This is a genomic window from Kitasatospora brasiliensis (assembly GCF_032654805.1).
In the GTDB taxonomy this organism is placed as follows: Bacteria; Actinomycetota; Actinomycetes; order Streptomycetales; family Streptomycetaceae; genus Kitasatospora; species Kitasatospora brasiliensis.
Window position 1 is genome coordinate 556,996 of sequence record NZ_JAUOOW010000002.1, and the last position, 20,749, is coordinate 577,744.

Below are 20,749 nucleotides of genomic sequence, written 5' to 3' on the forward strand. Positions count from 1 at the left end.
ACCATGACCGCCCGAAGCCCCGCCCAGGCCAAGACCACCGCCCGCGATATCAGGGCCGAACTTGCCTTCCTCACCCGCGCGTTGAAGGCGCCGAACCTGCTGAACGCGGCCGAGCGACTGGCCGAACGAGCCACCGCCGAGTCCTGGACCCACCAGGAGTACCTGGCCGCCTGCCTGCAACGCGAGGTCGCCGCCCGCGAGAGCCACGGCGGCGAGGGCCGCATCCGAGGCGCGCGCTTCCCCGCCCGCAAGTCCCTGGAGGAGTTCGACTTCACCCACCTGCGCGGCCTCAAACGCGAGGCGGTGACCCACCTGGGCACCCTGGACTTCGTCGCGGCCAAGGAGAACGTGGTCTTCCTCGGCCCGCCCGGCACCGGCAAGACACACCTGGCCATCGCGCTGGGCATCCGGGCCTGCCAGGCCGGCCACCGGGTCGCGTTCGCCACCGCGGCCCAGTGGGTCGACCGCCTGGCCGCCGCCCACACCTCGGGCAAGCTCCAGGACGAACTCACCAAACTGGCCCGAATCCCTGTCCTGATCATCGACGAGGTCGGCTACATCCCGTTCGAACCGGAGGCCGCGAACCTGTTCTTCCAACTGATCTCGGGCCGCTACGAACGCGCCTCGGTGATCGTCACCAGTAACAAAGCCTTCGGCCGATGGGGAGAGGTCTTCGGAGACGACACCGTCGCCGCCGCCATGATCGACCGCCTCGTCCACCACGCCGACGTGCTCTCCTTGAAGGGAGACTCCTACCGCCTCAAGGACCGCGACATCGGCCGCACCCCCGCAGCGGCCTAGAAACCGGCAAACAACTCGAACGGGGTCAAGATTGACCGCCCCGAGAGGGGTCCAGGTTCAGCGACCGCCGACAGTGTCAAGGCCGGGCGTGGCCCTGCCGCGGTCGGGAAGCTGCAAGGGGGATCAGCTGGAGACGCGCTCGCCAGGGTCGTCGGGTGCCCGGGAATCATCTTGAGAAGGCTGCTGGGCGAAGGCATACAGCTCATCAAGTGACAGGCCAAGTTCGGTGGCCAGCGCGGCAACAGTGAAGAACTCTGGCGTGGATGTCCGGCCCTTTTCGATGCTGCGCACGGTCTCGACAGAGATTCCCGCACTGCGGGCGACGGCCTCGGCCGAACGTCCCGAGGCTTGGCGCGCCTGCGTTAGGCGGGAGGTGAGCATTCGCCCACGGCGCTGGGCTGCGGGATCGAGCCTCCTTCGTGACATGGGTGTAACTATACCTGTATAGTCACACCCATGACGGTGACCGCGGCGGCCCCTTCCCCTAGTTGGCCTGAAGATGTGCTGCGGCTGAACGCCGTCTGCCCGTACTACACGATGTTCCCGCTGGACTTCCCGCTTCAGCAGCTCGCTGCCCACCCTGAGGCGACCCGAGTGCTCGATCCCTTCTGCGGGAGGGGTACCACGCTGTACGCGGCGCGCCTGGCCGGGCTGCCTTCGGTGGGTATCGACATCAATCCGGTGGCCGCTGCCATCGCCCAGGCCAAGCTCATTCAGATCACGCCTGGTGCCGTGGTCCGGCTTGCTCGAGAAATCCTCGATGGTGGGACCCGGGGTGACGCACCCGAGGGAGAGTTCTGGCAGTGGTGCTTCGAGCGCGAGACGCTGGGTGAGCTCGTGACGCTGCGCGAGGCCTTGCTGGAGATGACCACGCCGACGGCGGCGATGCTGCGCGCGGTCATGCTGGGCATCTTGCATGGCCCTCGCAACAAGGGCCTACCGTCGTACCTGTCGAATCAGATGCCGCGTACCTACGCCTCCAAGCCCGCCTACGCAGTGAAGTTCTGGTCCAAGCGGGACATGGAGCCGGTTCGGATCCCAGCCCTGGAGGTCATCGAACGGCGGGCCAAGCGTCTGCTGGACGCGGCCCCTGTCGCCCACGGCGGAAGGGTCTATCTGGGCGACTCCGTCGAAACGCTCAATGTCCTGCGGCAGAAATTCGATCTCGTAGTCACCTCGCCGCCGTACTACGGCATGCGCACCTACGTGGCGGACCAGTGGCTGCGCTCGTGGTTCCTCGGTGGCCTTCCGGAGGTTCCCTACGGTTCGCACGGCCAGATCGCTCGGCAGCCGAATCAGGAAGCGTTCATCCATGCCCTGGCCGAGGTTTGGGCCGCCTCCGCAAACAGGTGTCGCCAAGGGGCCCGTCTGGCGATCCGCTTCGGAGCTCTGCCTTCGGCTCGTACTGACCCGAAGGAGCTGCTGCTGGCCTCGGTGAGGGAGGCGAAAGCTGGGTGGGTCGTCAAGGAGGTCCGCCAGGCTGGCACCCCACCCAAACGCCGCCGACAGGCCGAGCAGTTCGGCAAGGCCGGTTCCGCCATCGAGGAGATCGACCTCGTCGCCGAGTTGGTCTGACTGTCTCGCTTATCGCAACCCGGTTACTTTTCACAACTGCATAACGGGTTGTCAGTGCCCCGTGTCATGCTGTGAGGCCAGACGAGTGAACCACTCGCCTGTGACAGCACGAGCGTGGTGTGGGGAGAGGCATGTTCGACGCGGACCAGATCAAGCAGCTCAAGCAGCTGATCGGCGACCAGGTCGAAGCCGGCCGCGCGGAGCTGGACAAGTTGGTCGAGCAGTCCCGTGCCATCCGATCCGAGGTTCGGGTGATCAAGCCGCGGGCGGCGACGTCGGTCGCGCTCATGTCCTCCGATGGTGGCAACAACAAGGTCGCTTTCAACCCCTTCTACCTGCAGGTTGTCAGGGTCGTCGACTCCAACGGCAGAGAGTTGTGCATGGAGGTCGTCTCCCCGATCGCCGACATCGACGCCCTCAGTCGCCGCCAGTTCCACGAAGATGGCAGCCCGCGCACCGCCCTCGGCAGGATGATGCACGGCCTCGGCGTCGAAAGGCTCCAAGACCTCTCACCGATGATGTCCGGCAAGTCTCCCAGCTGGGTGCAAGTCTTTCGAGACCTGTGCGAGTGGGCCACCCTGTACGACTTGATCTGCCACCGCGACTACGCGACCGACACCCTGATCGTCCGCGACGGCCTGCTCCGCAGCAAGATCTTCCACGGCGAGCTGTTCGTGAAGATGGGCGAGCTGATGTACGAGGCCATTGACCAGGTCTACCGCCGCAGTCGATGCAAGGTGTGGCTGGTGGGGCTGGCGAAGAAGACCCAGGTCCTGGAGTACTACCGGCTGGCGATCTCCCTGTCCGGCGTGTTCGACAACGGCGCCGCCTGCTTCGCCAGGGTTCCTTCGGAAATGCTGGACGAGGTGTACTTGTGGGACGAGTACACAAGGAGCATTGAAGACGAGTCCAAGGGCGAGAAGCCGAAGTTCAACTTCGGCTCGATGTACTTCGTCCGCTTCGGCCCGTACTCCGGCGACCCTATCTGGACCGTGGACATCATGTCCCGTCAGGACAAGGAAGCCCAGACGATCTTCGGTTATCTGCAGGCCGACGCTGTGGCCGGCTTCCCGATCCCGCTCTACCCGAACTGCATCCAGCAGGCCGACAACTTCTCCCGTGTTGCCGATCTGGACATGGACATCATCGAAGACCAGCTCGTCGACGCTGTCCGTGACCAGGTTGGCGAAGAGAAGGCTCCGGTCATCGATGCCTTGCGGCTGGCCTCCGACGTGGCCGCCCGCCGCTACGAGTAATACCTCTTTCTGTCCGCCCCGCGCACTGTGGAGCAAGAACCGTCATGAGCCTGTTCGAGCGCGACAAAGTCGTTGGCACCTTCCGCGGCTTCTCCGAAAGCGGCATGGAGTTCCACGCCGACCTCGTGCTGCCGCACCACGACGACTTCCAGACCATGGCCATGCACGGCCAGTTTGTCCTTGTCCAGCTCGAACACGAGCGTGAGGCCATCCTCGGGCGCATCACCACCATTTCCTCTCAGGGGCGCTTGGTGTCCCCCATCGGAGAGGACTACGCCACCCGCGCCGTGCGCGACCAACGGCCCATCCCCGACGAGCTGCGCGAGCGCTACCTGAAGTACAAGGTCGACATCCGTATCCTCGGCGTCCTTCGTATGGAGGGCGACAAGCACATCTTCGTCCCCAGCCACCGGCGCCTCCCGCACGTCGGTGCCCAGGTCGCGCTCCTGGGAGACGACTTGCTCGCCGAGGTCGTCAACGCCAAGGACACAGCTGGAGGCGCGGTGCCCATCGGTTACCTTGCCTTCGGTGAATTCGTCTACGCCGGCAACGACAAGCGCGTGGGTGACACCTCCTGGATGCAGATCCAGCAGCCCACGATCATGCCGACGTTCCAGATCGACAAGCTCGTCGCACGCCGAAGCTTCGTCTTCGCCCGCGCCGGCTTCGGCAAGTCGAACCTGGTCAAGCTGCTCTTCTCGGCCCTGTACGAGAACCAGCCCACCGTCCCGCGTCGCTCCGGCGAAGCCCCTGTCGGCACGGTCATCTTCGACCCGGACGGCGAGTACTTCTGGCCCGACTTCAAAGGCCGCCCCGCTCTGTGCGACGTGCCGCACTTGCGCGACAAGTTGGTGGTCTTCACCAACCGCAAGGGCCCCAGCGACTTCTACCAGTCCTTCGTCGTCAACGGCGTCAAGCTGAACATCAAGGAGCTGCAGGCCTCGCGCGTGCTGGGCATCGCACTGCCGCCGGAGAAGCAAGACCAGCAGAACGTCGTCAAGCTCAAGTCCCTCGACGGACCCAAGTGGAGCCGTCTCGTAGACCTGATCCACCGCGACAAGTACGGAGCCGACCGCGACCAGGTCCGGGAGATCCTGCACCTCGACCCTGGCCAGGAGGCGGAGACCAACGCCGCGATCGGCAACATGACCCGCGTCGTCAACGCGCTTCACGACCCCGACAGCCAGCTCCTGAGCGCTTTGAAGGACTGCCTGTCCCAGGGCAAGCTCTGTGTGGTGGACATCTCCCAGATGCGCGGCTCTCAGGGGCTCCAGCTTGCCGGCGTTATCCTCGGCGATATCTTCGAGCACAACCAGAACCAGTTCACCGAGGCGGACCCCAAGTCCATCCCCACCATCGCCGTCATCGAAGAGGCTCAGTCCGTCCTCGGCGGCTCCAGCCAGAGAGAGGACGGCCCCTTCGTCTCCTGGGTGAAGGAAGGCCGAAAGTACGACCTCGGCGCCCTGCTCATCACGCAGCAGCCGGGCAGCCTCCCGCAGGAACTTCTCAGCCAGGGCGATAACTTCTTCGTGTTCCATCTGCTCTCGCAGGGCGACCTGATGTCCCTGAAGAAGGCCAACGCCCACTTCTCCGAGGACCTGCTGGCTACCCTCCTCAACGAGCCGCTCGTCGGCAACGGCATTTACTGGTCCAGCGCACCCGGCACCGACCGTCACTCGCGCCCCTACCCGGTCTCTGTGCGAGTCCTCAGCTTCGAGGACTCGTACACGATGGCCGACCCCGACTACTCGATCCCCGCCCCCGACAGTTTCGCTGCCCAGTCCCGAACCGCCGTTGAGGAACGACGGTCCGAGGCGCTGGCCGCCACCGTCAGTCTTGCCGCCACCCACCCCCAGGGCACCACCAGTGTGGCAGCTGGGGAGGATCTCGCTGTGGACGACAGCGCGATCGCGATCGTCCACCTGCGGGACAACAAGCCCGAGTTCCACAAGATGATCGACACACCTCGTGGCATCAAGTGGGGACGGGTTGCCTACATGCTGGCCGAGAAGGCACCTGCGCACGCCCAGCGCGACGGATCGGACTTCGCCTGGGGCAATAGCCTGGTCAAACGAGCCGTCGACCAGCTGTACCCGGACCGGTGGGTCTCGGTGGCCCGCGAAGACGACAAGACTCCAGGCAAATCCCCCAAGTTCATCATGCTCAAGGAACACGCTCCGAAGGAAGAGTCGAAACTCGAGCAGGCTCTGCGCGATGAGCTGCTTGCCGCCGCACCGACCGAGGATGAGCCTCTCTTCTAAGCCCGTTACGCCAGCGAGGGGGAGAGGGGGAGAGCATGACCTCCGGCAACCGCAGCACCCCGCTGACTCCAGCCGAGAGCGATCTCATCCGGGTCCTCTCCGCCCGTTGGACGATGCACATATTGCTGGCTCTTCATGCCTCTGAGGGATCGCGACGGTTCAGTCAGATTCAAGAAGCTGTGACTGGGATCTCCAACCGCATGCTGTCCAGCCGCCTGGCGGACCTGGAGAGCCGTGGTCTGGTGTCCCGACACGTAGCCGTGACCCGGCCGGTCACCGTCGCGTACCAACTTACTGTCCTCGGAGGAGAGGTTGCCTCGGTTCTGACTCGCCTGCGCGATGTGGGTGAGAGCTGACTGGCGTCGTGATCTCCTGCGTGAGCGATGCGTGAGCGGACGGGGCGGCACGTGCCGGTTCGGACGGGATCACGGGTCACGGCGCAGCGTCCTGACCTGCGGGTTCGTCACCAAGTGATCGATGCTGGCAGCAGTCAGCATGATCACTCGCGGGCTCGTCATGCGTAGGTCGCGGGTTCGAATCTCGCAGGCGGCTCGGTAGACGGAAGGCCCGGTCGGTTCGCTGGCCTGGCCTTTTCGGCGATCGCCTCCAGGCCGGCGGCGGGGGAGGAGTCGATGACCAGGACGCCGCGCAGCGCGTCCAGGCCTGAGCGAATGTGTCAACGATATTGCGGAGTGTGACGTGGGCGGGCGGCTGCCGATGGTGATCGGCCTTGCGGGCCTTCGTTTCCCCGGGCGGCGGCAGCCACCCCGCTGTTACGCAGGGTGGCCATCGGGCCTGCGGGAGAGGAGTGCCGGGGCCGATATCGAGGCAATATCGGCCCGATGAGGGCGTCTCCTACCGTCACTCGGGTCAGCGGTCTCAGAGGACGGGCACCGCACCGAAGGCTAGGGGACGACAGCATGGAGTTTCGGATTCTCGGACCGGTCCACATCCTGGCCGACGGCCAGGAGGACTCGCTGAGCGGTACGAAGCAGCGGACGATGTTCGCGGCGCTGGTGATGGCGGGCGGCCGGGCGGTCTCCGACGAGCACCTCGGGCGGATGCTCTGGGACTCGAACCCGCCCAGCACGGCCGGTGCCCAGATCCACACCTATGCCTCGCGGATCCGGCGGCGGGTCGGGAACGAGGTGCCGTTGGTGCGGATCCGCTCGGGCTACAGACTCTTGGCCCAGCACGTGCCGTGTGATCTGACGCGGTTCGGCGGGCTGATGCAGACCGGGTTCAAGGCGCTGCGCGACCAGCGGTTCGAGCTGGCCTCCGAGCAGTTGAGAGAGGCGCTGGCCTGCTGGAACGGCGAGGCTCTGGCGGATGTGACGGACCATCTGGTGATGGCCGAGCGCCCGCAGTTGGAGGAGGCCAGGCTGGAGGCGCTGGAGGCCAGGATCGAGGTCGACCTGATCCTCGGCCGGCACCGGCAGCTGATCTCCGAGCTGACCGGGCTGGTGTCGCAGCACCCGATGCGGGAGCGCTTCCGGGCGCTGCTGATGACCGCGCTGTACCGGTCCGAGCGGCAGGCCGAGGCGATGTCGCTGTACCTGGACGGGCGGCGCATCCTCGCCGACGAACTCGGCGTGTCGCCTGGGCAGTTGCTGGCCCGTACGTACGAGGCGATCCTGAGCGGTGAAGTGCGCACGGTGATGCCGCACCAGCTGGCGAGCTGAGGCCCGGCGCGACACGGGAGATCGCGCCGGGCGGAGTGAAGGGCAGCCTGATGGGCAGCGTGAAGGGCGTGGGAGACGGGGTGAACCGTCTCCCACGCCCTTTCGCGTGGCGTCCGGAGGTCAGAACGGGAGCAGCGGACCCTCGGCGGTGAGGGTGGCGGCCAGGGCCTCCTCGGGCGGCAACTCGCCCGCCGGGCAAGGGTCGAGAGCCGGAGGCGCCTCGTCGAGCAGGCGGTGGAGGCGGACAAGCAGGGCCCGCAGGGTGGCGCGCAGCCACAGCTCCTCCGCCTGGGTGCCGGACGCCCAGAGTCCGAGGCAGGCCGCGGCCGCGTAGAGGGTCTCGTAGCCGGCCGCCAGTCGGCGGTCGGCCTCGCGGGTCGGCGGCTCGTCCGGCGCCTCGGCCATCCGTCGGTGCAGCTCGTCGCCCGCGGCCAGCACCGACGTGGCGAGGATCCGGATGTCCGCCGCGGCGGCGGTGAGTTCGGGGCCGGTGACCAGCCGGGGAAGCGTCTGGATGGGGCTGCAGCCGCCCCGGGAGAGGGAGTTGAGCCGGGAGGGGTCCACGTCGGTCAGCGGCTCGCCGAGCCGTACGGCCTCCGCGAGGCCGGACTCGTCCGCCTCCTCGGCCGCGAACCCGTGGACCAGCCAGGGGAATTGGGCGACGACCGCGCCGCGCAGCCGGTCGGTGTCCGAGGCGTTCTCGACCACCGGGCGGCCCAGCAGGGCCGTCGACTCGGCGACCAGGGCCGGCACCAGGGCGGAGACCACCGTGGTGGTGACGCCGGCCTCGGCGGTCAGGGTGTGGGTGCTGCGGGCCGCCAGCACGGCGGCGGCCTCGGCGGCGGCGAGCAGGGCGGCGGCCCGGCCGAGCGCGCCGGCCTCGGCCACCGGTCCGTACGGGCCGCGCGGGCCGGCGGCGGCTTCGCGCAGCGCCTCCCGCAGGACGCGCTCTCCGGCGTCCAGGCTCCGGGCCCAGCCGAGCACCTGACGGGCGAGTTCGGCCGCGCCGATGGCGGCCGGGTCCTGCCGCAGGGCCGCCCGGCGGTCGCGCAGCAACTCCTCGTGGTTGCGCACAGCTTGGCCCGACCCGGCGCCGATGCCACGGGCGGACGGAACGGGCCCGTCCGCCGTTGTATGGGGGCTCGGCTCGGAGCTGCTGGCCATCGCTGCCTCCTTCGGGGACGGGGCATGTATGGCCCGACTCTGCCAAGGCGGTCTATACCTCCGCTATGGCGGCTGTTCAGCGTAGTGCCACCGGTGCGGGTGCCATAGGCGGTGGATCACAGCATCGGATCACACCGGCCGCCGCGTCCACCCCACCACCCCCCTGTCTCGGAGGGTGGACCGAGGGCGCGAGCGGATGGAAACCGTATGGGATCGGTATGACGGCGCCGGGGAAGGTGGTGGACGGAACCCCGCCGCCGCGCGGGGGAGGAGCCCCGCCGCCGCGTAACGAAGGATGCAGCCGTGCAGCCGTCCCGACCGAACAGCCGCAGGACCGCCGTCCGGTACCGCCGGGTGGTCGCGCCGATCGTCGTCACCGCCGCGCTGGGCGTACTGCTCACCGCGTGCGGCGGCGGCAAGGTGACCACCGAGAGCAACTCGTACCAGGTGAGCGACGCGGTCACCGCCCTGCGGATCAACAGTCCGGGCGGGCTGGTCGAGGTGGTCGCGGGCGACGGCGGCGGCGTCCGGGTGACCGAGACGGCCCGGTACGACGGTGACAAGCCGTCGGTCTCGCACAAGACCGCCGCCGACGGGGTGCTCGTGCTGGACGCCTCCGAGTGCGGGCACGGCATCGGCCACAAGGTGTGCCAGGTGGGCTACCGGGTCGTGGTGCCGAAGGGGCTCGCGACGACGGTGCGCAACACCGGCGGCGATGTCACCGTCACCGGTCTGGCCGGTGCGCTCGATCTGGCCTCGGACGGCGGCAAGGTGCTGGCGAGCGGGCTGGCCTCGAAGTCGTTCACCGCCAAGGCGGACGGCGGCACCGTGAACGCCGCCTTCGTCGAGACCCCGGACCGGGTGCGCATCGAGTCCGCGGGCGGCAGCGTCACCGCCCGCCTGCCCGACGCGGCGTACGCGGTGGACGCGACGGCCAACGGCGGGACGGCGGACGTGAAGGTCAAGACCGACCCGGCCTCCTCGCACAAGGTCACCATCCGCAGCGACGGCGGCAGCGTCTCCGTGCTCCCGGCCGGCTGAGCACCCCGCACCCCCCAGGCCCGCACCCCCCAGGCCCACACCCTCCCTGACGTGGGCGAACCTTCTCGAATTGGTGGATGGCAGAAGTGGATGACCGGATGAACGGCTCTCCCGACGGCGCGCTCGCTGCCGTCCGGCGGCCCGTGGTGCTGCTCGCCGAGGAGCTCTCCCCGGCGACCGTCGCCGTGCTCGGCGCGGAGGTGGAGGTGCGCCGCTGCGACGGGGCGGACCGCGCCGAGCTGCTCGCCGCGCTGAGCGGCGCGGACGCCGTGCTGGTGCGCAGCGCCACGCGGATGGACGCCGAGGCGATCGCCGCCGCCCCCGGCCTGCGGGTGATCGCCCGGGCCGGCGTGGGGCTGGACAACGTGGACGTGGCCGCCGCGACGGCCGCCGGGGTGCTGGTGGTCAACGCGCCGACCTCGAACATCGTCAGCGCCGCCGAGCTGGCCATCGGCCTGCTGCTCTCGGTGGCCCGGAACATCCCGCAGGCCGACGCCTCGCTCAAGGGCGGGTCCTGGCAGCGCGGCCGCTTCACCGGGGTCGAGCTGGCCGGCAAGGTGCTGGGCGTGGTCGGACTGGGCCGGATCGGCTCGCTGGTGGCCCGGCGGATGGCCGCCTTCGACATGGAGGTCGTCGCCTACGACCCGTACGTGGCGCCGGAGAAGGCGGCCGAGCTGGGCGTGCGGGTGCTCGGACTGGACGAGCTGCTGGCCGTGGCGGACTTCGTCACCGTGCACCTGCCGAAGACCCCGCAGACCCTGGGGCTGATCGGCGCGGACGCGCTGCGCGCCGTCAAGCCCGGGGTGCGGATCGTCAACGCCGCGCGGGGCGGCGTCGTGGACGAGGCGGCGCTGGCGGACGCGCTGCGGGACGGCCGGGTGGCCGGGGCCGGTCTGGACGTGTTCGAGACCGAGCCATGCACGGACTCGCCGCTGTTCGGGCTGGACGGCGTGGTGGTGACGCCGCACCTGGGGGCGGGCAGCTTCGAGGCCCAGGAGAAGGCCGGGGTCACGGTCGCCGAGTCGGTGCGCCGGGTGCTGGCCGGCCTGGACGCGCCGGAGGCGGTCAACGCCGCCGAGGTGGCGGCGGCGAAGGCGGTGCCGGCCGTCTGAGAGCGGGGACGGACGAACGGCGTCGGCCGCCGCGACGGGTGTCGCGGCGGCCGACGCCGTGGTGGGGGAGGGGCCGGACGGGAGTGATCAGCTCCAGTCCTGGTTGGCGGGGACGGTGGGGGTCGCGGTCACGTCCGGGGTGAGGGTGGTGGTGTCGGCCACCACGGCGGCCGGGCCGACCGGGGACGCGTCGGTGGCGGTGGCGATGCCGACGAGGGCGGTGACGCCCAGGGCCGCAACGACAACCTGCTTCGCGAGGTTCGCACCGAAGAGTCGCATTTCCACCGTTTCCCGTCTGGCTGTCCGTGTTCCCTGCTGACGAGGAAGACCTTAGGAAGGGGCGGCTTCGAGCTCTTATCACTCTGTTATGGATTCCGGCGGCGAGCGATATCGGGCCTGGCCGGAACCTGTATTCGCGAGTGGGAGAGGTGAGCGGAGGTCACCCGGCGGCCATGGCCGGAACCCTGGCGGAGCGTTCGGTACCGTCCAGCGCCGAGTTGCCGTAGATTCCCTGGACCCAATTGGTCTGGTAGACGGTGTCGAGATAGCGCTCGCCGAGGTCGGGGGAGAGCGTCACCGCCGTCAGCCGGCCCTGCGGGTCGTGCTCGGCCAGCCAGGCGGCCGCCCCCGCGACGGCCGTGCCGGTCGAGCCGCCGAAGAGGAAGCCCTTGGCGGCCAGCCGGTGGCACATCCGGACGGTGTCCACCTCCTCGACGATCCGCACGTCGTCCACGTACGCCTCGTCGAGCATCGCGGGCCGGACCCCGGAGCCGAGGCCGGGGATCCAGCGCGGTGCCGCCGGCCCGCCGAAGCTGACCGAGCCGGCGCTGTCGACGGCGACGATCCGCACGCCGGGGCGGTGCTCCTTGAACCAGCGGGCGCAGCCCATCAGGGTGCCGGTGGTGCCGGCGCCCACGAAGAGCACGTCGAGCTCGGGGAAGCTCTCGGCGATCGCCGGCGCCGTCCAGCGGTAGTGGGCGCCCCAGTTCTCCGGGTTCTGGTACTGGTTCAGCCAGACGTAGCGGTCGTCGCTGTCCAGGAGCCGCTGGACGTAGGAGAGGCGGGCGCCGAGCAGGCCGGTGACCGGGTCGGCCTCGGTGATGGTGTGCACCCGGGCGCCGAAGACCTCCATCAGGCGTCTCGCCCCGAGATTGCACCGGGAGTCGGTGACGCAGAGGAACCGGTAGCCCATGCTGGCGGCCATCAGGCTGAGGGCCACGCCCAGGTTTCCGGAGGACGATTCCACCAGTACGGAATCCGGTCGCAGCCGGCCCGCCCGCTCGGCGGCCTCGATCATCGACACCGCGGCCTTCTGCTTGATCGAACCGGCGAAGTTCATGCCTTCGCACTTGAGGAAGAGCGGCACACCCAGGCTCGCTCGCAGGTCGACGAAGAGGTCGTGCTCGTTGAACTGGTGCGGAGCCGAGATGATCGGCATCGGTGCCTCCCGGGCAGTGGCGGGGTGGAGCGCGAGGGTGGGGGGTGTGGGGGCGGGTCGTACCGGGGTGGGGCCGTTACCCGAGGAGGGCGCCCCGCGGGTGGGGGGCGCACCGTCGAGGAGCCGGGGCCGGCTCAGCCGTGGCGGCGCAGCTCGTGGAAGAAGCCGGGGACGACGGTCAGGTCGCCGGTGGCCCGGACGGTGTCCAGGACGTGCTTGCCGACGGCGAGGTCGAGCACGCCGAGGCCGAACGGGGAGAAGATCACCGGCCGGTCGGCCGGCACCCGGACCCGCCCGGTCAGCACGTCGTACAGGGTGCCGTCGACGAAGTCGCGGTGGCCCAGCCGCTGCTCGGTCAGGTGCAGCGAGGTGTCGGCCTTCAGGCAGTGCTCGATGTCGTCGGTGATGTTGGTGGCGGCGAGGACCACCTCGGGCGACAGGTCGCGCAGCGAGACGTGCAGCACCAGCGGGTTGTGCGAGAACCACGCGGGGTCGTGGACGTGCGGGGTGCCCGCGATGGTCGCGAAGACCACCAGGTCGCTGCCCCGGATCAGCGACTCGGCGCTGTCGTGGACGGTGACCGCGCCGGTGCCCCCGGCCTGCTCCAGGTAGCCGGCGAAGCCCGCGGCGGACTCGGCGGACAGGTCGAAGACCCCGGAGGCCTCGAAGGTCCATCCGGTGCCCGCGAGGTAGGTGTGCAGGTAGCGGGCGATCAGCCCGGTGCCGATGAAGCCGACCCGGCGCGGGCGCTCGCCGCGGCCCTCGGCGAGCCGGGCGGCGGCCAGCGCCGCCGAGGCGGCGGTGCGGGCCGCGCTGATGATCGAGCTCTCCAGGCAGGCGATCGGATAGCCGGTCTCGTGGTCGTTGAGGATCAGGACGGCCGAGGCGCGGGGGATGCCGGCCGCGACGTTCTCGGGGAACGAGGAGATCCACTTCAGTCCGTCCACCGCGACGTCGCCGCCGATCGAGGCGGGCAGCGCGATGATGCGCGAGCTCGGCTTGTCGGGGAACTTCAGGAAGTAGGACGGCGGGTTCACCGTCCGCCCCTCGCCGTGAATGCGGTAGGCCTGCTCGACGATGTCGACGACCTCCTTCTGGCGGCCGTCGAGGACGCTGCTGACCTGAGCGCCCGAAATGACGGCGAACGGCGGGACGGGGCTGCTGCTGGACATATCCGGCTCCAATAGTCGGGCTTTCTCGGTTCTTTGCTCCGGCCATTGAAAGATATGCATCGGGCCTAGCAGGAAACCATATCCGGACCATCGATTCCACATATTTCCGAAGGGATATCAGAGGAAATGGAAAAGCCCTGTGCCGGACATCCGAGCGGATGTCCGGCACAGGGCCGGAGCCGGTGTTTCAGCGGGCTTCGAGTTCCCCCTCGGTCAGTTCCAGATCCCGCGTGGCGCCGGCCGCGCGGAACAGGTCGGCCGCCCGGGTCAGCCGTTCCAGGGCCTCCCCGGACCGGCCGAGCGCACGCGCCGCCCGTCCGAGCGCCGCACCGATCCGGCCCTCGGCGAGGCTGTTCCCGGCCCGGCGGGCCACGTCCAGCCCCTCCAGCAGCTCGGCGTGCGCCTCGGCGGCCAGGCCGCGCCGCAGCAGCGTCTCGCCCAGGCCCAGCCGGGCGTAGACGGTGCCCAGCAGGTCCTCCTTGGCCGTCACGATCCGGACCACCGCGTGCAGCCGGCGCTCCGCCTCCTCGAACCGGCCGAGCGCCAGCAGGGCGCGGCCGAGCCGGTAGAGGGCCTGCGCGGTGCCCCTGGTCTCGCCGACCCGCTCGGCGACGGCCACCGCGCTCTCGGCGTAGGCCAGCGCCTCCTCGGGTCGTCCGAGGTCCAGCTCGCCCTGGGCCAGGTAGCCGAGCACATGCGCCTCGGAGGAGAGGTCGCCGGCCGCCCGGAACAGCTCCACGGCCTCCTTCAGCCGCACCCCGGCCGAGCCGAGGTCCCCCTGGATGCGGTCTAGCACGGCCAGCGAGCGCAGCGCCAGGGCCCGGCCGTGGTCCTCGCCGAGCTGCTCGAACTTGGCCAGGGCCTGGCACAGCAGGTCGGCGGCCTCCGAGACGTGCCGGGAGCGGATCCAGGACGCGCCCAGCGACTCCAGCGTGGCGGCCTCGCCGCGGACGTTCCCGGCCGCCCTGGTCGCCTCCAGGGCGCGTTCGCAGCAGTACTGCCACTCCTCCAGGTAGTCCCTGGTCTCGAACAGGACGGAGCTGCAGCTCGCCAGGTCCCAGACCAGCTCGTCCATGCCCAGCCCGGCGGCCTGGTCGATCGCGGCGATCAGCGACAGCCGCTCGGCCTCGAACCACTCCAGCGGGGCGGCGGTCAGCTCCTCCAGCAGCAGCTCGTTCACCGGGTAGCGCGGGGTGGAGCCGTGGATCAGCGAGTAGTCCCCGCCGTACTCCTGCCGGTGCGCCTGCTCCGCGACGGTCAGGTAGCCGCGCAGCGCCCGGTCCAGGCTCGCCGCCCGCTCCTCCTCGGTCTCCTCCAGCCGGGCCCGCTCGTCGGCGAACAGCCGCAGCAGGTTCTGCATCCGGAAGCGCAGCTGGCCGGTGCCGTCGGTGCCGGTGACCTCCAGCAGCTGGACGTCGACCAGGTGCTCCAGCAGCCGTTCGGCCTCGAAGGGGTGGACGTCGACCAGCGCGGCAGCCGTCCAGACCGTGACGTCGGGCGCCGCGAGCAGCGCCAGCCGGCGGTACAGCTGCGCCGCGTCCGGCGCCAGGTAGCGGTAGCTGAGCGCGAAGCCGGCCCGGACCTGCGACTCGCCCTGGCTCAGCTCGTCCAGCCGGCGCCGTTCGTCGGCCAGCCGGGCCACCAGGTGCCGCACGCTCCAGTGCGCCTTGGAGGCCAGCCGGGCGGCGGCGATCCGCAGCGCCAGCGGCAGCCGGTCGCACAGTTCGGCCAGCCGTTCGGCCTGCTCCGGGTCGGCCGCGATCCGGTCCTCGGGCACGATCCGGCCCAGCAGTTCGACCGCCTCCGCGGCCGGCAGCACGCCGAGTTGGACCCGCACCGCGCCGTACCGGAGCATCAGCTGCTCCATCGGCTCCCGGCTGGTGACGATCACGCAGCACTGCCCGTTGCCGGGCAGCAGTGGGTGGATCTGCCCGACCGTACGGGCGTTGTCCAGCACCACCAGGACCCGGCGGTCGGCCAGCAGGCTGCGGTACAGCTCGGTGCGCTCGCCGGTGTCGGCCGGGATCTGCTCGCTCGGCACGCCGAGGGCGCGCAGGAAGCGGCTCAACACGTCGGCGGCCGAGGTCGGTTCGTGGGTCTCGTCGTGGCCGCACAGGTCGACGTAGAGCCGGCCGTCCGGGAAGTGGCCGGAGACCCGGTGCGCCCAGTGCACCGCGAGGCCGGTCTTGCCCACCCCGGCGACCCCGGTGATCAGGCCGATGCCGGGCGGCTGCTCCTCCGTCCGGCCCTCGACCAGCCGGTCGAGCAGCGCCGTCTCGGCGCCCCGGCCGGTGAAGGCGGGCACGTTGGGCGGCAGGAAGGAGGGGGTGGGGCGGGTCTCGGCGGCCGGCGGCGCGGCCTCCTCGACCGGCTCCGGGGCCGGGGTGTCGGGCAGGTTGAGCGCCGGGTCGTCGCGCAGGATCGCGTCGTGCAGCTGGAGCAGCGGGGTGCCGGGTTCGAGGCCCAGCTCGTCGATGAACTGCCGGCGGCCCTCGCGGAAGGTCTCCATCGCCTCCGCGCGGCGCCCGGCCCGGTACTGGGCCAGCATCAGGGCCTGCCGGGCGCGCTCGCGCAGCGGGTGCTCGCGCACCACCGCGGTCAGCGTGCCGATCACGTCCAGGTGCCGGCCGAGCGCGAGCTGCAGCTCGATGGCGGCCTCGTAGCAGGCCAGCCGCACCTCCTCCAGCCGGTCCGCCTCGTCCTCGACCGGGCGCCCGGTGACCCCTTCCAGCACCGGCCCGCGCCACAGCCCGAGGGCCCGTTCGTACAGTTCGGCCGCCTCGGCGGTGCGCCGCTGGGCGGCGGCCTGCTCGGCCTCCTGCACCAGGCGGCGGAAGACCAGCAGGTCGATCCGGTGCCCGCCGGTGTTGAACTGGTAGCCCGGATGGACGGTGGCGATCAGCTCGTCGCCGCTGCCCTCGGCGCGGAAGATCTTGCGCAACCCCGCTATGCAGATGGCGACTTGGGTACGGGCGGTGGCCGGCGGAACGCCCTGCCAGACCGCTTCGACCATCGCGTCCACCGAAACGACGGAATCGGGCGAAAGGAGCAACAGAGCGAGAATGGTGCGCTGTCGGGGACCGCCGATGGCAATGCGCCGGCCGTCCACGGCGACCGAAAGCGGGCCGAGTAGTCCGAACTCGATCTGAACGTCCAACCGATCCCCCGTGTGTCGGATGCCCTTCCCGCGCCGGCGACGTCCTGCCGCCGCGGGTTGCGGCCACCCCTCCCCCCGTCGCGCAATCGGTCACAGTACCGTTCCGAACGCCGGGGCGCTCCCCCCCTTTGCCGAAGGTTTTCTGACATGATCACGGAAATCGGAATTATGGACCGCGTAGGGACGACCGATGGGAGCGGGATGGACCGGCCGCCGAGAGTGGGGGCCGGTGAGACCCGACTACTGGAGGTGGCTACCCGCATGGGCGTGGAGCAGAACTGGAATCCGGCCGAGATCGGCCCCGCGGACGCCGGGACCGAGGCCACTCCCGACGGTCTGATCGAGTACCTCAAGGGCCTGGACGACCTGGGCGCGCTGCTGACCCGGGAGAAGGCCCTGGTGTTCCGGGGCTTCGACGTCACCCCGGACACCCTCGGCGCGGTCTACGACCTGCTGCTGCCGAACCGGCTCGCCTACGTGCACGGCAACTCGCCGCGCACCAAGGTCGGCCAGAACGTGTACACGTCGACGGAGTACCCCCAGGAGTTCACCATCTCGATGCACAACGAGATGTCCTACGCCCACGCCTGGCCCGCCCGCCTGGCCTTCTACTGCGAGGTCGCCCCGGAGACCGGCGGCGCGACCCCGGTGGTGGACGGCGTGCGGTGGCTGGAGGCGCTCGACCCGGAGCTGCGCGAGGCCTTCGCCGGCGGGGTGCGCTACCTCCAGAACCTGCACGACGGCTACGGCTTCGGCAAGAGCTGGCAGCAGACCTTCGAGACCGAGAGCCGCGAGGACGTCGAAGCCTTCCTGTCCGGCACCGAGGCGGTCTGGGAGTGGCGCAAGGACGGCGGCCTGCGGGTCGCCCAGCTGCGCCCGGCCACCACCCGGCACCCGGTCACCGGCACCGAGGTGTGGTTCAACCAGGCCGACCAGTGGCACCCGGCCGGGCTCGGCGACGACACCGCCGCCCGGCTGGCCGCCGTGCTCGCGCCGGAGGACCTGCCGCAGTCCGTCACCCTGGCGGACGGCTCGCCGATCCCGGCCGAGTGGGTCGAGCAGATCCGTGACCGGGGCCTGGAGGCCGCGGTGGACGTCGACTGGCACCGGGGCGACCTGCTGCTGATCGACAACCTCCTGGTCGGCCACGGCCGCCGCCCGTTCACCGGCTCTCGCCGGGTGCTGGTCGCGATGTCCGACTGAGCTCGCGCACCACGTGAAACGGCCCCGCCGTCCCCCACGGGGGACGGCGGGGCCGTTTCACGTGCCGGCCGGGTTCACTGCCGGCCGGCGGCCAGGTCCAGTGGGCGCACCCGCAGCGCCAGCCGGGCCGGGATCAGGCTGGAGACCAGCGCGAGGGCCAGGCAGACCGCGGTGGCGCCGGCCAGGGTGCCCCAGGGCAGGTCGAAGGCCGCCGACCGGTCCGTCTCCAGGATCCGGTTCTCGATCAGCAGCACGGTCGCGTACTGGGTCAGCAGGGTGACGATCAGTCCGAGGGCCGCCGCGGTGGCGACCACCACCAGGGTCTCGGCCGCGACCACCCGCATCACCTGGCGGCGGGTGCCGCCGGTCAGCCGCAGGGTGGCGAAGTCCCGCAGCCGGTCCCCGGTCGACATCATCATCGTGTTGACGATCGCGATCAGCGCGTACAGCAGCGCCGGGCCGAGGATCGCCAGCATCGCGATCCAGCCGTTCTTGGTGGTCCGGTCGTTGTGCGCGCCGATCCAGTCCGCGCCCGCGGTGGCCCGGGCCGCGCCGCCCAGCGCGGCCGCGACCTGCTCGGGGCCCGCGCCGGTGCCCAGGTAGGCGACCGAGACGGCGGTGGCGCCGGGGGCGGCCTCCCGGGGGACGACGATCTCGGGCAGCTGCGGCAGCAGGTGGTGGACCACGGCGACCAGTCGCAGCTGCTCGTGGGTGCCGTCCGCCAGCCGGGCGTCCAGGGTGTCGCCGACGTGCCAGCCGAAGACCTTCGCCATGTCGCCGGAGACGGCCACGGTCTTGCCGCGCAGGTCCTCCAGCGAACCGTCCTCGGTGGAGAGGTTCCAGGCCGCCCGCAGGTCGCCGTCGACGGCCAGCCCGTCCTCCGGGATCGGCAGGTCGGCGGGGCGGCCGCGGGCGGGCCGCTGGTCCGGCAGCGCCAGGCCGTCGAACCGTACGGTCGCCGCGGTGGTCAGCGTGGCGTCCGGCAGCGCGGCCAGGTTCCGCAGGGCGTCGGCGGGCAGGGCCGGCGCGCCACCGGAGGGCTCGACCACGTACCCGGCCCTGAGGGCGGCGCGGCCCTGGGCGGCCATCGCGTCGCTGAAGGCCACCGTGCCGCCGACCACCGAGCCGGCCAGGCCGATCACCAGGAACACCGGGGTCGCGGTGGAGACGGTGCGGCGGATCGCCGCCAGGGCGTTCTGCCGGGCGACCAGCCCGGCCGCACCGGGCAGCAGCGGGACGAGCCCGGTGAACAGCCGCACCAGCGGCGGCACCAGGACCGGCGCGACCAGCACGATGGCGAGCACCGCCATCACGTCGAAGAGCAGCGCCCACTGCGGGGTGGTCTGCGGATCGCGGGACTGCGGATCGGCCATCATCGACGCGGGCATCGAGATGAAGGTCTGCAGGGTGTAGCCGAAGACGCCGAGGAAGAGCACCGCGGCCACCCAGCGGACGGCCGGCATCACCTTCTTGTCGACGGCCACCTCGTTGAGCGCCTCCACCGGGCGCACCCGGCCGGCCCGGCGGGAGGCCGTGTAGGCGCCGAGCAGGGCCACCGCCAGGCCGCCCGAGGCGGCGAGCAGCAGCGGCAGCACGGCCGGTTCGGAGTGGAAGCCGCTCGGCGCGGCGCCCTGGTCGACCAGCCAGGAGGCGATCACCGGAGCGACCGCCAGGCCTATCGCGCAGCCCGAGACCGCGGCGGCGAGCGCCACCACCAGGGCCTCGCCGAGGATCAGGGAGCGCACCTGGCGGGGCGTCGCGCCGACGGCGCGCAGCATCGCCGTCTCCTGGCGGCGCTGGGCGACGGCGAACGCGAACGTCGAGGAGACCACGAACACCGAGACGAACCCGGCCATCGCGGCCATGAAGCTCACCAGCTTGTGCAGCGAGGGCGCGCCGGGCAGCGAGTCCTCGCCCATCGTGGTGTTGAGCAGCACCCCGGCGGCGGACATCACCGCGACGCCGAGGGCGAGCGCGACGAAGGAGCCGACGAAGGCCAGCCATCGGCGCCGCAGCGACAGGGCGGCGATCGGGAGCAGCAGCCGGAAGCCGTTCATCGGGGGCCCCCGCCGTCACGGACGCCTTCCAGGGCGGTCATCCGGGCGGCGACGGTCTGCGGGTCGGGGCCGTCCAGCTGGTCGACCACCCGGCCGTCGGCGAGGAAGAGCACGGTGTCGGCGTAGGAGGCGGCGACCGGGTCGTGGGTGACCATGATGGTGCTCTGACCCTGCTGGTCGACCAGGGAGCGGAGCAGCGTGAGCACCTCGCGGCTGCTGGTGCTGTCCAGGGCGCCGGTGGGTTCGTCCGCGAAGAGCACCTTGGGCGCGGAGATCAGCGCCCGGGCGATCGCCACCCGCTGCTGCTGGCCGCCGGACATCTGCGAGGGCAGGTGGCCGGTCCGCTCGCCCAGGCCCACCTGGGCCAGGGCGGCCCGGACCTGGGCGGGGTCGGGCTTGCGGCCGGCCAGCCGCAGCGGCAGGCCGACGTTCTGTTCGGCGGTCAGCGAGCCCAGCAGGTTGAAGGCCTGGAAGACGAAGCCCAGGCGTTCGCGGCGCATCGTGGTCAGGGCGGTCTCGTCGAGGCCGCCGAGGTCGACGCCGTCGACGACGACCCGGCCGGAGTCCGGGCGGTCCAGTCCGGCGGCGCACTGGAGCAGGGTGCTCTTGCCCGATCCGGAGGGGCCCATGACGGCGGTGAAGCTGCCGGGGGAGAAACCGACCGTGACACCGGCCAGGGCGGTGACGGCGTTCTGGCCGGAACCGTAGGAGCGGGTGACCTGTTCCAGGCGTACTACGTCATTGTCATTCATGGTGATGCACTTCCTACCAGGTGGCGTTATCGGGAGGGGTGACTGTCCGTCACGGTCCGGGGCGGCCCGGTGGGGCCG

At 70.7% G+C, this 20,749-nt stretch carries 16 protein-coding genes and 1 pseudogene; 9 read left to right on the forward strand and 8 right to left on the reverse strand.

Annotated elements, in window-relative coordinates:
* The first annotated feature begins 3 nt into the window (after positions 1-3).
* Entirely contained in the window at positions 4-801 is a 798-nt protein-coding gene (istB, locus tag QWJ13_RS10390) for an IS21-like element helper ATPase IstB (RefSeq protein ID WP_316522773.1), read from the forward strand.
* A gap of 123 nt (positions 802-924) precedes the next feature.
* On the opposite strand, the gene QWJ13_RS10395 is transcribed toward istB, so the two are convergent.
* On the reverse strand, positions 925-1,227 hold the full coding sequence (locus tag QWJ13_RS10395; protein WP_432277476.1) for a helix-turn-helix domain-containing protein: 303 nt from the start codon (positions 1,225-1,227) through the stop codon (positions 925-927).
* A gap of 30 nt (positions 1,228-1,257) precedes the next feature.
* On the opposite strand from QWJ13_RS10395, the gene QWJ13_RS10400 reads away from it, so the two are divergent.
* The 5 genes from QWJ13_RS10400 to QWJ13_RS10420 all read left to right on the forward strand — a co-directional run bounded on the left by QWJ13_RS10400 (position 1,258) and on the right by QWJ13_RS10420 (position 7,575).
* Complete coding sequence (locus QWJ13_RS10400) at positions 1,258-2,376, forward strand: DNA methyltransferase (protein WP_316522775.1); 1,119 nt, start codon at positions 1,258-1,260, stop codon at positions 2,374-2,376.
* Positions 2,377-2,507: 131 nt separating this feature from the next.
* On the forward strand, positions 2,508-3,632 hold the full coding sequence (locus QWJ13_RS10405; RefSeq protein ID WP_316522776.1) for a hypothetical protein: 1,125 nt from the start codon (positions 2,508-2,510) through the stop codon (positions 3,630-3,632).
* 44 nt (positions 3,633-3,676) lie between these two features.
* Positions 3,677-5,893, forward strand: a complete 2,217-nt coding sequence (locus QWJ13_RS10410) for an ATP-binding protein (protein WP_316522779.1) — start codon at positions 3,677-3,679, stop codon at positions 5,891-5,893.
* 35 nt (positions 5,894-5,928) lie between these two features.
* Positions 5,929-6,249 carry a winged helix-turn-helix transcriptional regulator gene (locus QWJ13_RS10415; RefSeq protein ID WP_316522781.1) on the forward strand — a complete coding sequence of 107 codons (321 nt, stop codon included), beginning with the start codon at positions 5,929-5,931 and terminating at the stop codon, positions 6,247-6,249.
* 564 nt (positions 6,250-6,813) lie between these two features.
* Positions 6,814-7,575 carry an AfsR/SARP family transcriptional regulator gene (locus QWJ13_RS10420; RefSeq protein WP_316522783.1) on the forward strand — a complete coding sequence of 254 codons (762 nt, stop codon included), beginning with the start codon at positions 6,814-6,816 and terminating at the stop codon, positions 7,573-7,575.
* 120 nt (positions 7,576-7,695) lie between these two features.
* Here the strand turns inward: QWJ13_RS10420 and QWJ13_RS10425 are convergent, their stop codons facing one another.
* Complete coding sequence (locus tag QWJ13_RS10425; protein ID WP_316522784.1) at positions 7,696-8,649, reverse strand: hypothetical protein; 954 nt, start codon at positions 8,647-8,649, stop codon at positions 7,696-7,698.
* 393 nt (positions 8,650-9,042) lie between these two features.
* Here QWJ13_RS10425 and QWJ13_RS10430 point away from each other — a divergent pair, with 393 nt between their 5' ends.
* Together QWJ13_RS10430 and QWJ13_RS10435 are read left to right on the forward strand one after the other, a co-directional pair.
* Positions 9,043-9,780 (forward strand): DUF4097 family beta strand repeat-containing protein, encoded by a 738-nt coding sequence (locus QWJ13_RS10430; RefSeq protein WP_316522786.1) that lies wholly within the window; start codon positions 9,043-9,045, stop codon positions 9,778-9,780.
* 98 nt (positions 9,781-9,878) lie between these two features.
* Positions 9,879-10,850: pseudogene (locus tag QWJ13_RS10435) on the forward strand (hydroxyacid dehydrogenase); the annotation flags it as partial.
* A gap of 129 nt (positions 10,851-10,979) precedes the next feature.
* On the opposite strand, the gene QWJ13_RS10440 reads toward QWJ13_RS10435, so the two are convergent.
* From QWJ13_RS10440 to QWJ13_RS10455, 4 genes are all read right to left on the reverse strand, one after another.
* Positions 10,980-11,171, reverse strand: a complete 192-nt coding sequence (locus QWJ13_RS10440; protein WP_316522788.1) for a hypothetical protein — start codon at positions 11,169-11,171, stop codon at positions 10,980-10,982.
* Between the two features lie 160 nt (positions 11,172-11,331).
* Entirely contained in the window at positions 11,332-12,330 is a 999-nt protein-coding gene (gene sbnA, locus QWJ13_RS10445) for a 2,3-diaminopropionate biosynthesis protein SbnA (protein WP_316522790.1), read from the reverse strand.
* 134 nt (positions 12,331-12,464) lie between these two features.
* Entirely contained in the window at positions 12,465-13,502 is a 1,038-nt protein-coding gene (gene sbnB / locus QWJ13_RS10450; RefSeq protein WP_316522791.1) for a 2,3-diaminopropionate biosynthesis protein SbnB, read from the reverse strand.
* Between the two features lie 187 nt (positions 13,503-13,689).
* On the reverse strand, positions 13,690-16,611 hold the full coding sequence (locus QWJ13_RS10455; protein ID WP_316523980.1) for an AfsR/SARP family transcriptional regulator: 2,922 nt from the start codon (positions 16,609-16,611) through the stop codon (positions 13,690-13,692).
* Between the two features lie 309 nt (positions 16,612-16,920).
* Here QWJ13_RS10455 and QWJ13_RS10460 point away from each other — a divergent pair, with 309 nt between their 5' ends.
* A complete protein-coding gene (locus QWJ13_RS10460) occupies positions 16,921-17,862 on the forward strand; it encodes a TauD/TfdA family dioxygenase (protein WP_316522793.1) in 942 nt (313 codons plus the stop codon).
* Positions 17,863-17,936: 74 nt separating this feature from the next.
* Here the strand turns inward: QWJ13_RS10460 and QWJ13_RS10465 are convergent, their stop codons facing one another.
* Both QWJ13_RS10465 and QWJ13_RS10470 read right to left on the reverse strand, forming a co-directional pair.
* Complete coding sequence (locus tag QWJ13_RS10465) at positions 17,937-19,919, reverse strand: ABC transporter permease (protein WP_316522795.1); 1,983 nt, start codon at positions 19,917-19,919, stop codon at positions 17,937-17,939.
* Positions 19,916-20,671, reverse strand: coding sequence for an ABC transporter ATP-binding protein (locus QWJ13_RS10470; protein WP_316522796.1), 756 nt, complete (start codon positions 20,669-20,671; stop codon positions 19,916-19,918). The genes QWJ13_RS10465 and QWJ13_RS10470 overlap by 4 nt, the downstream gene beginning before the upstream one ends.
* Between the last annotated feature and the right edge of the window lie 78 nt (positions 20,672-20,749).

Excerpts from the sequence above, each read along its gene's own strand:
- istB (WP_316522773.1), top strand. The coding sequence starts at position 4 with ATGACCGCCCGAAGCCCCGCCCAGGCCAAGACCACCGCCCGCGATATC.
- QWJ13_RS10395 (WP_432277476.1), bottom strand. The coding sequence starts at position 1,227 with ATGTCACGAAGGAGGCTCGATCCCGCAGCCCAGCGCCGTGGGCGAATG.
- QWJ13_RS10400 (WP_316522775.1), top strand. The coding sequence starts at position 1,258 with ATGACGGTGACCGCGGCGGCCCCTTCCCCTAGTTGGCCTGAAGATGTG.
- QWJ13_RS10405 (WP_316522776.1), top strand. The coding sequence starts at position 2,508 with ATGTTCGACGCGGACCAGATCAAGCAGCTCAAGCAGCTGATCGGCGAC.
- QWJ13_RS10410 (WP_316522779.1), top strand. The coding sequence starts at position 3,677 with ATGAGCCTGTTCGAGCGCGACAAAGTCGTTGGCACCTTCCGCGGCTTC.
- QWJ13_RS10415 (WP_316522781.1), top strand. The coding sequence starts at position 5,929 with ATGACCTCCGGCAACCGCAGCACCCCGCTGACTCCAGCCGAGAGCGAT.
- QWJ13_RS10420 (WP_316522783.1), top strand. The coding sequence starts at position 6,814 with ATGGAGTTTCGGATTCTCGGACCGGTCCACATCCTGGCCGACGGCCAG.
- QWJ13_RS10440 (WP_316522788.1), bottom strand. The coding sequence starts at position 11,171 with ATGCGACTCTTCGGTGCGAACCTCGCGAAGCAGGTTGTCGTTGCGGCC.
- sbnA (WP_316522790.1), bottom strand. The coding sequence starts at position 12,330 with ATGCCGATCATCTCGGCTCCGCACCAGTTCAACGAGCACGACCTCTTC.
- sbnB (WP_316522791.1), bottom strand. The coding sequence starts at position 13,502 with ATGTCCAGCAGCAGCCCCGTCCCGCCGTTCGCCGTCATTTCGGGCGCT.
- QWJ13_RS10460 (WP_316522793.1), top strand. The coding sequence starts at position 16,921 with ATGGGCGTGGAGCAGAACTGGAATCCGGCCGAGATCGGCCCCGCGGAC.
- QWJ13_RS10465 (WP_316522795.1), bottom strand. The coding sequence starts at position 19,919 with ATGAACGGCTTCCGGCTGCTGCTCCCGATCGCCGCCCTGTCGCTGCGG.
- QWJ13_RS10470 (WP_316522796.1), bottom strand. The coding sequence starts at position 20,671 with ATGAATGACAATGACGTAGTACGCCTGGAACAGGTCACCCGCTCCTAC.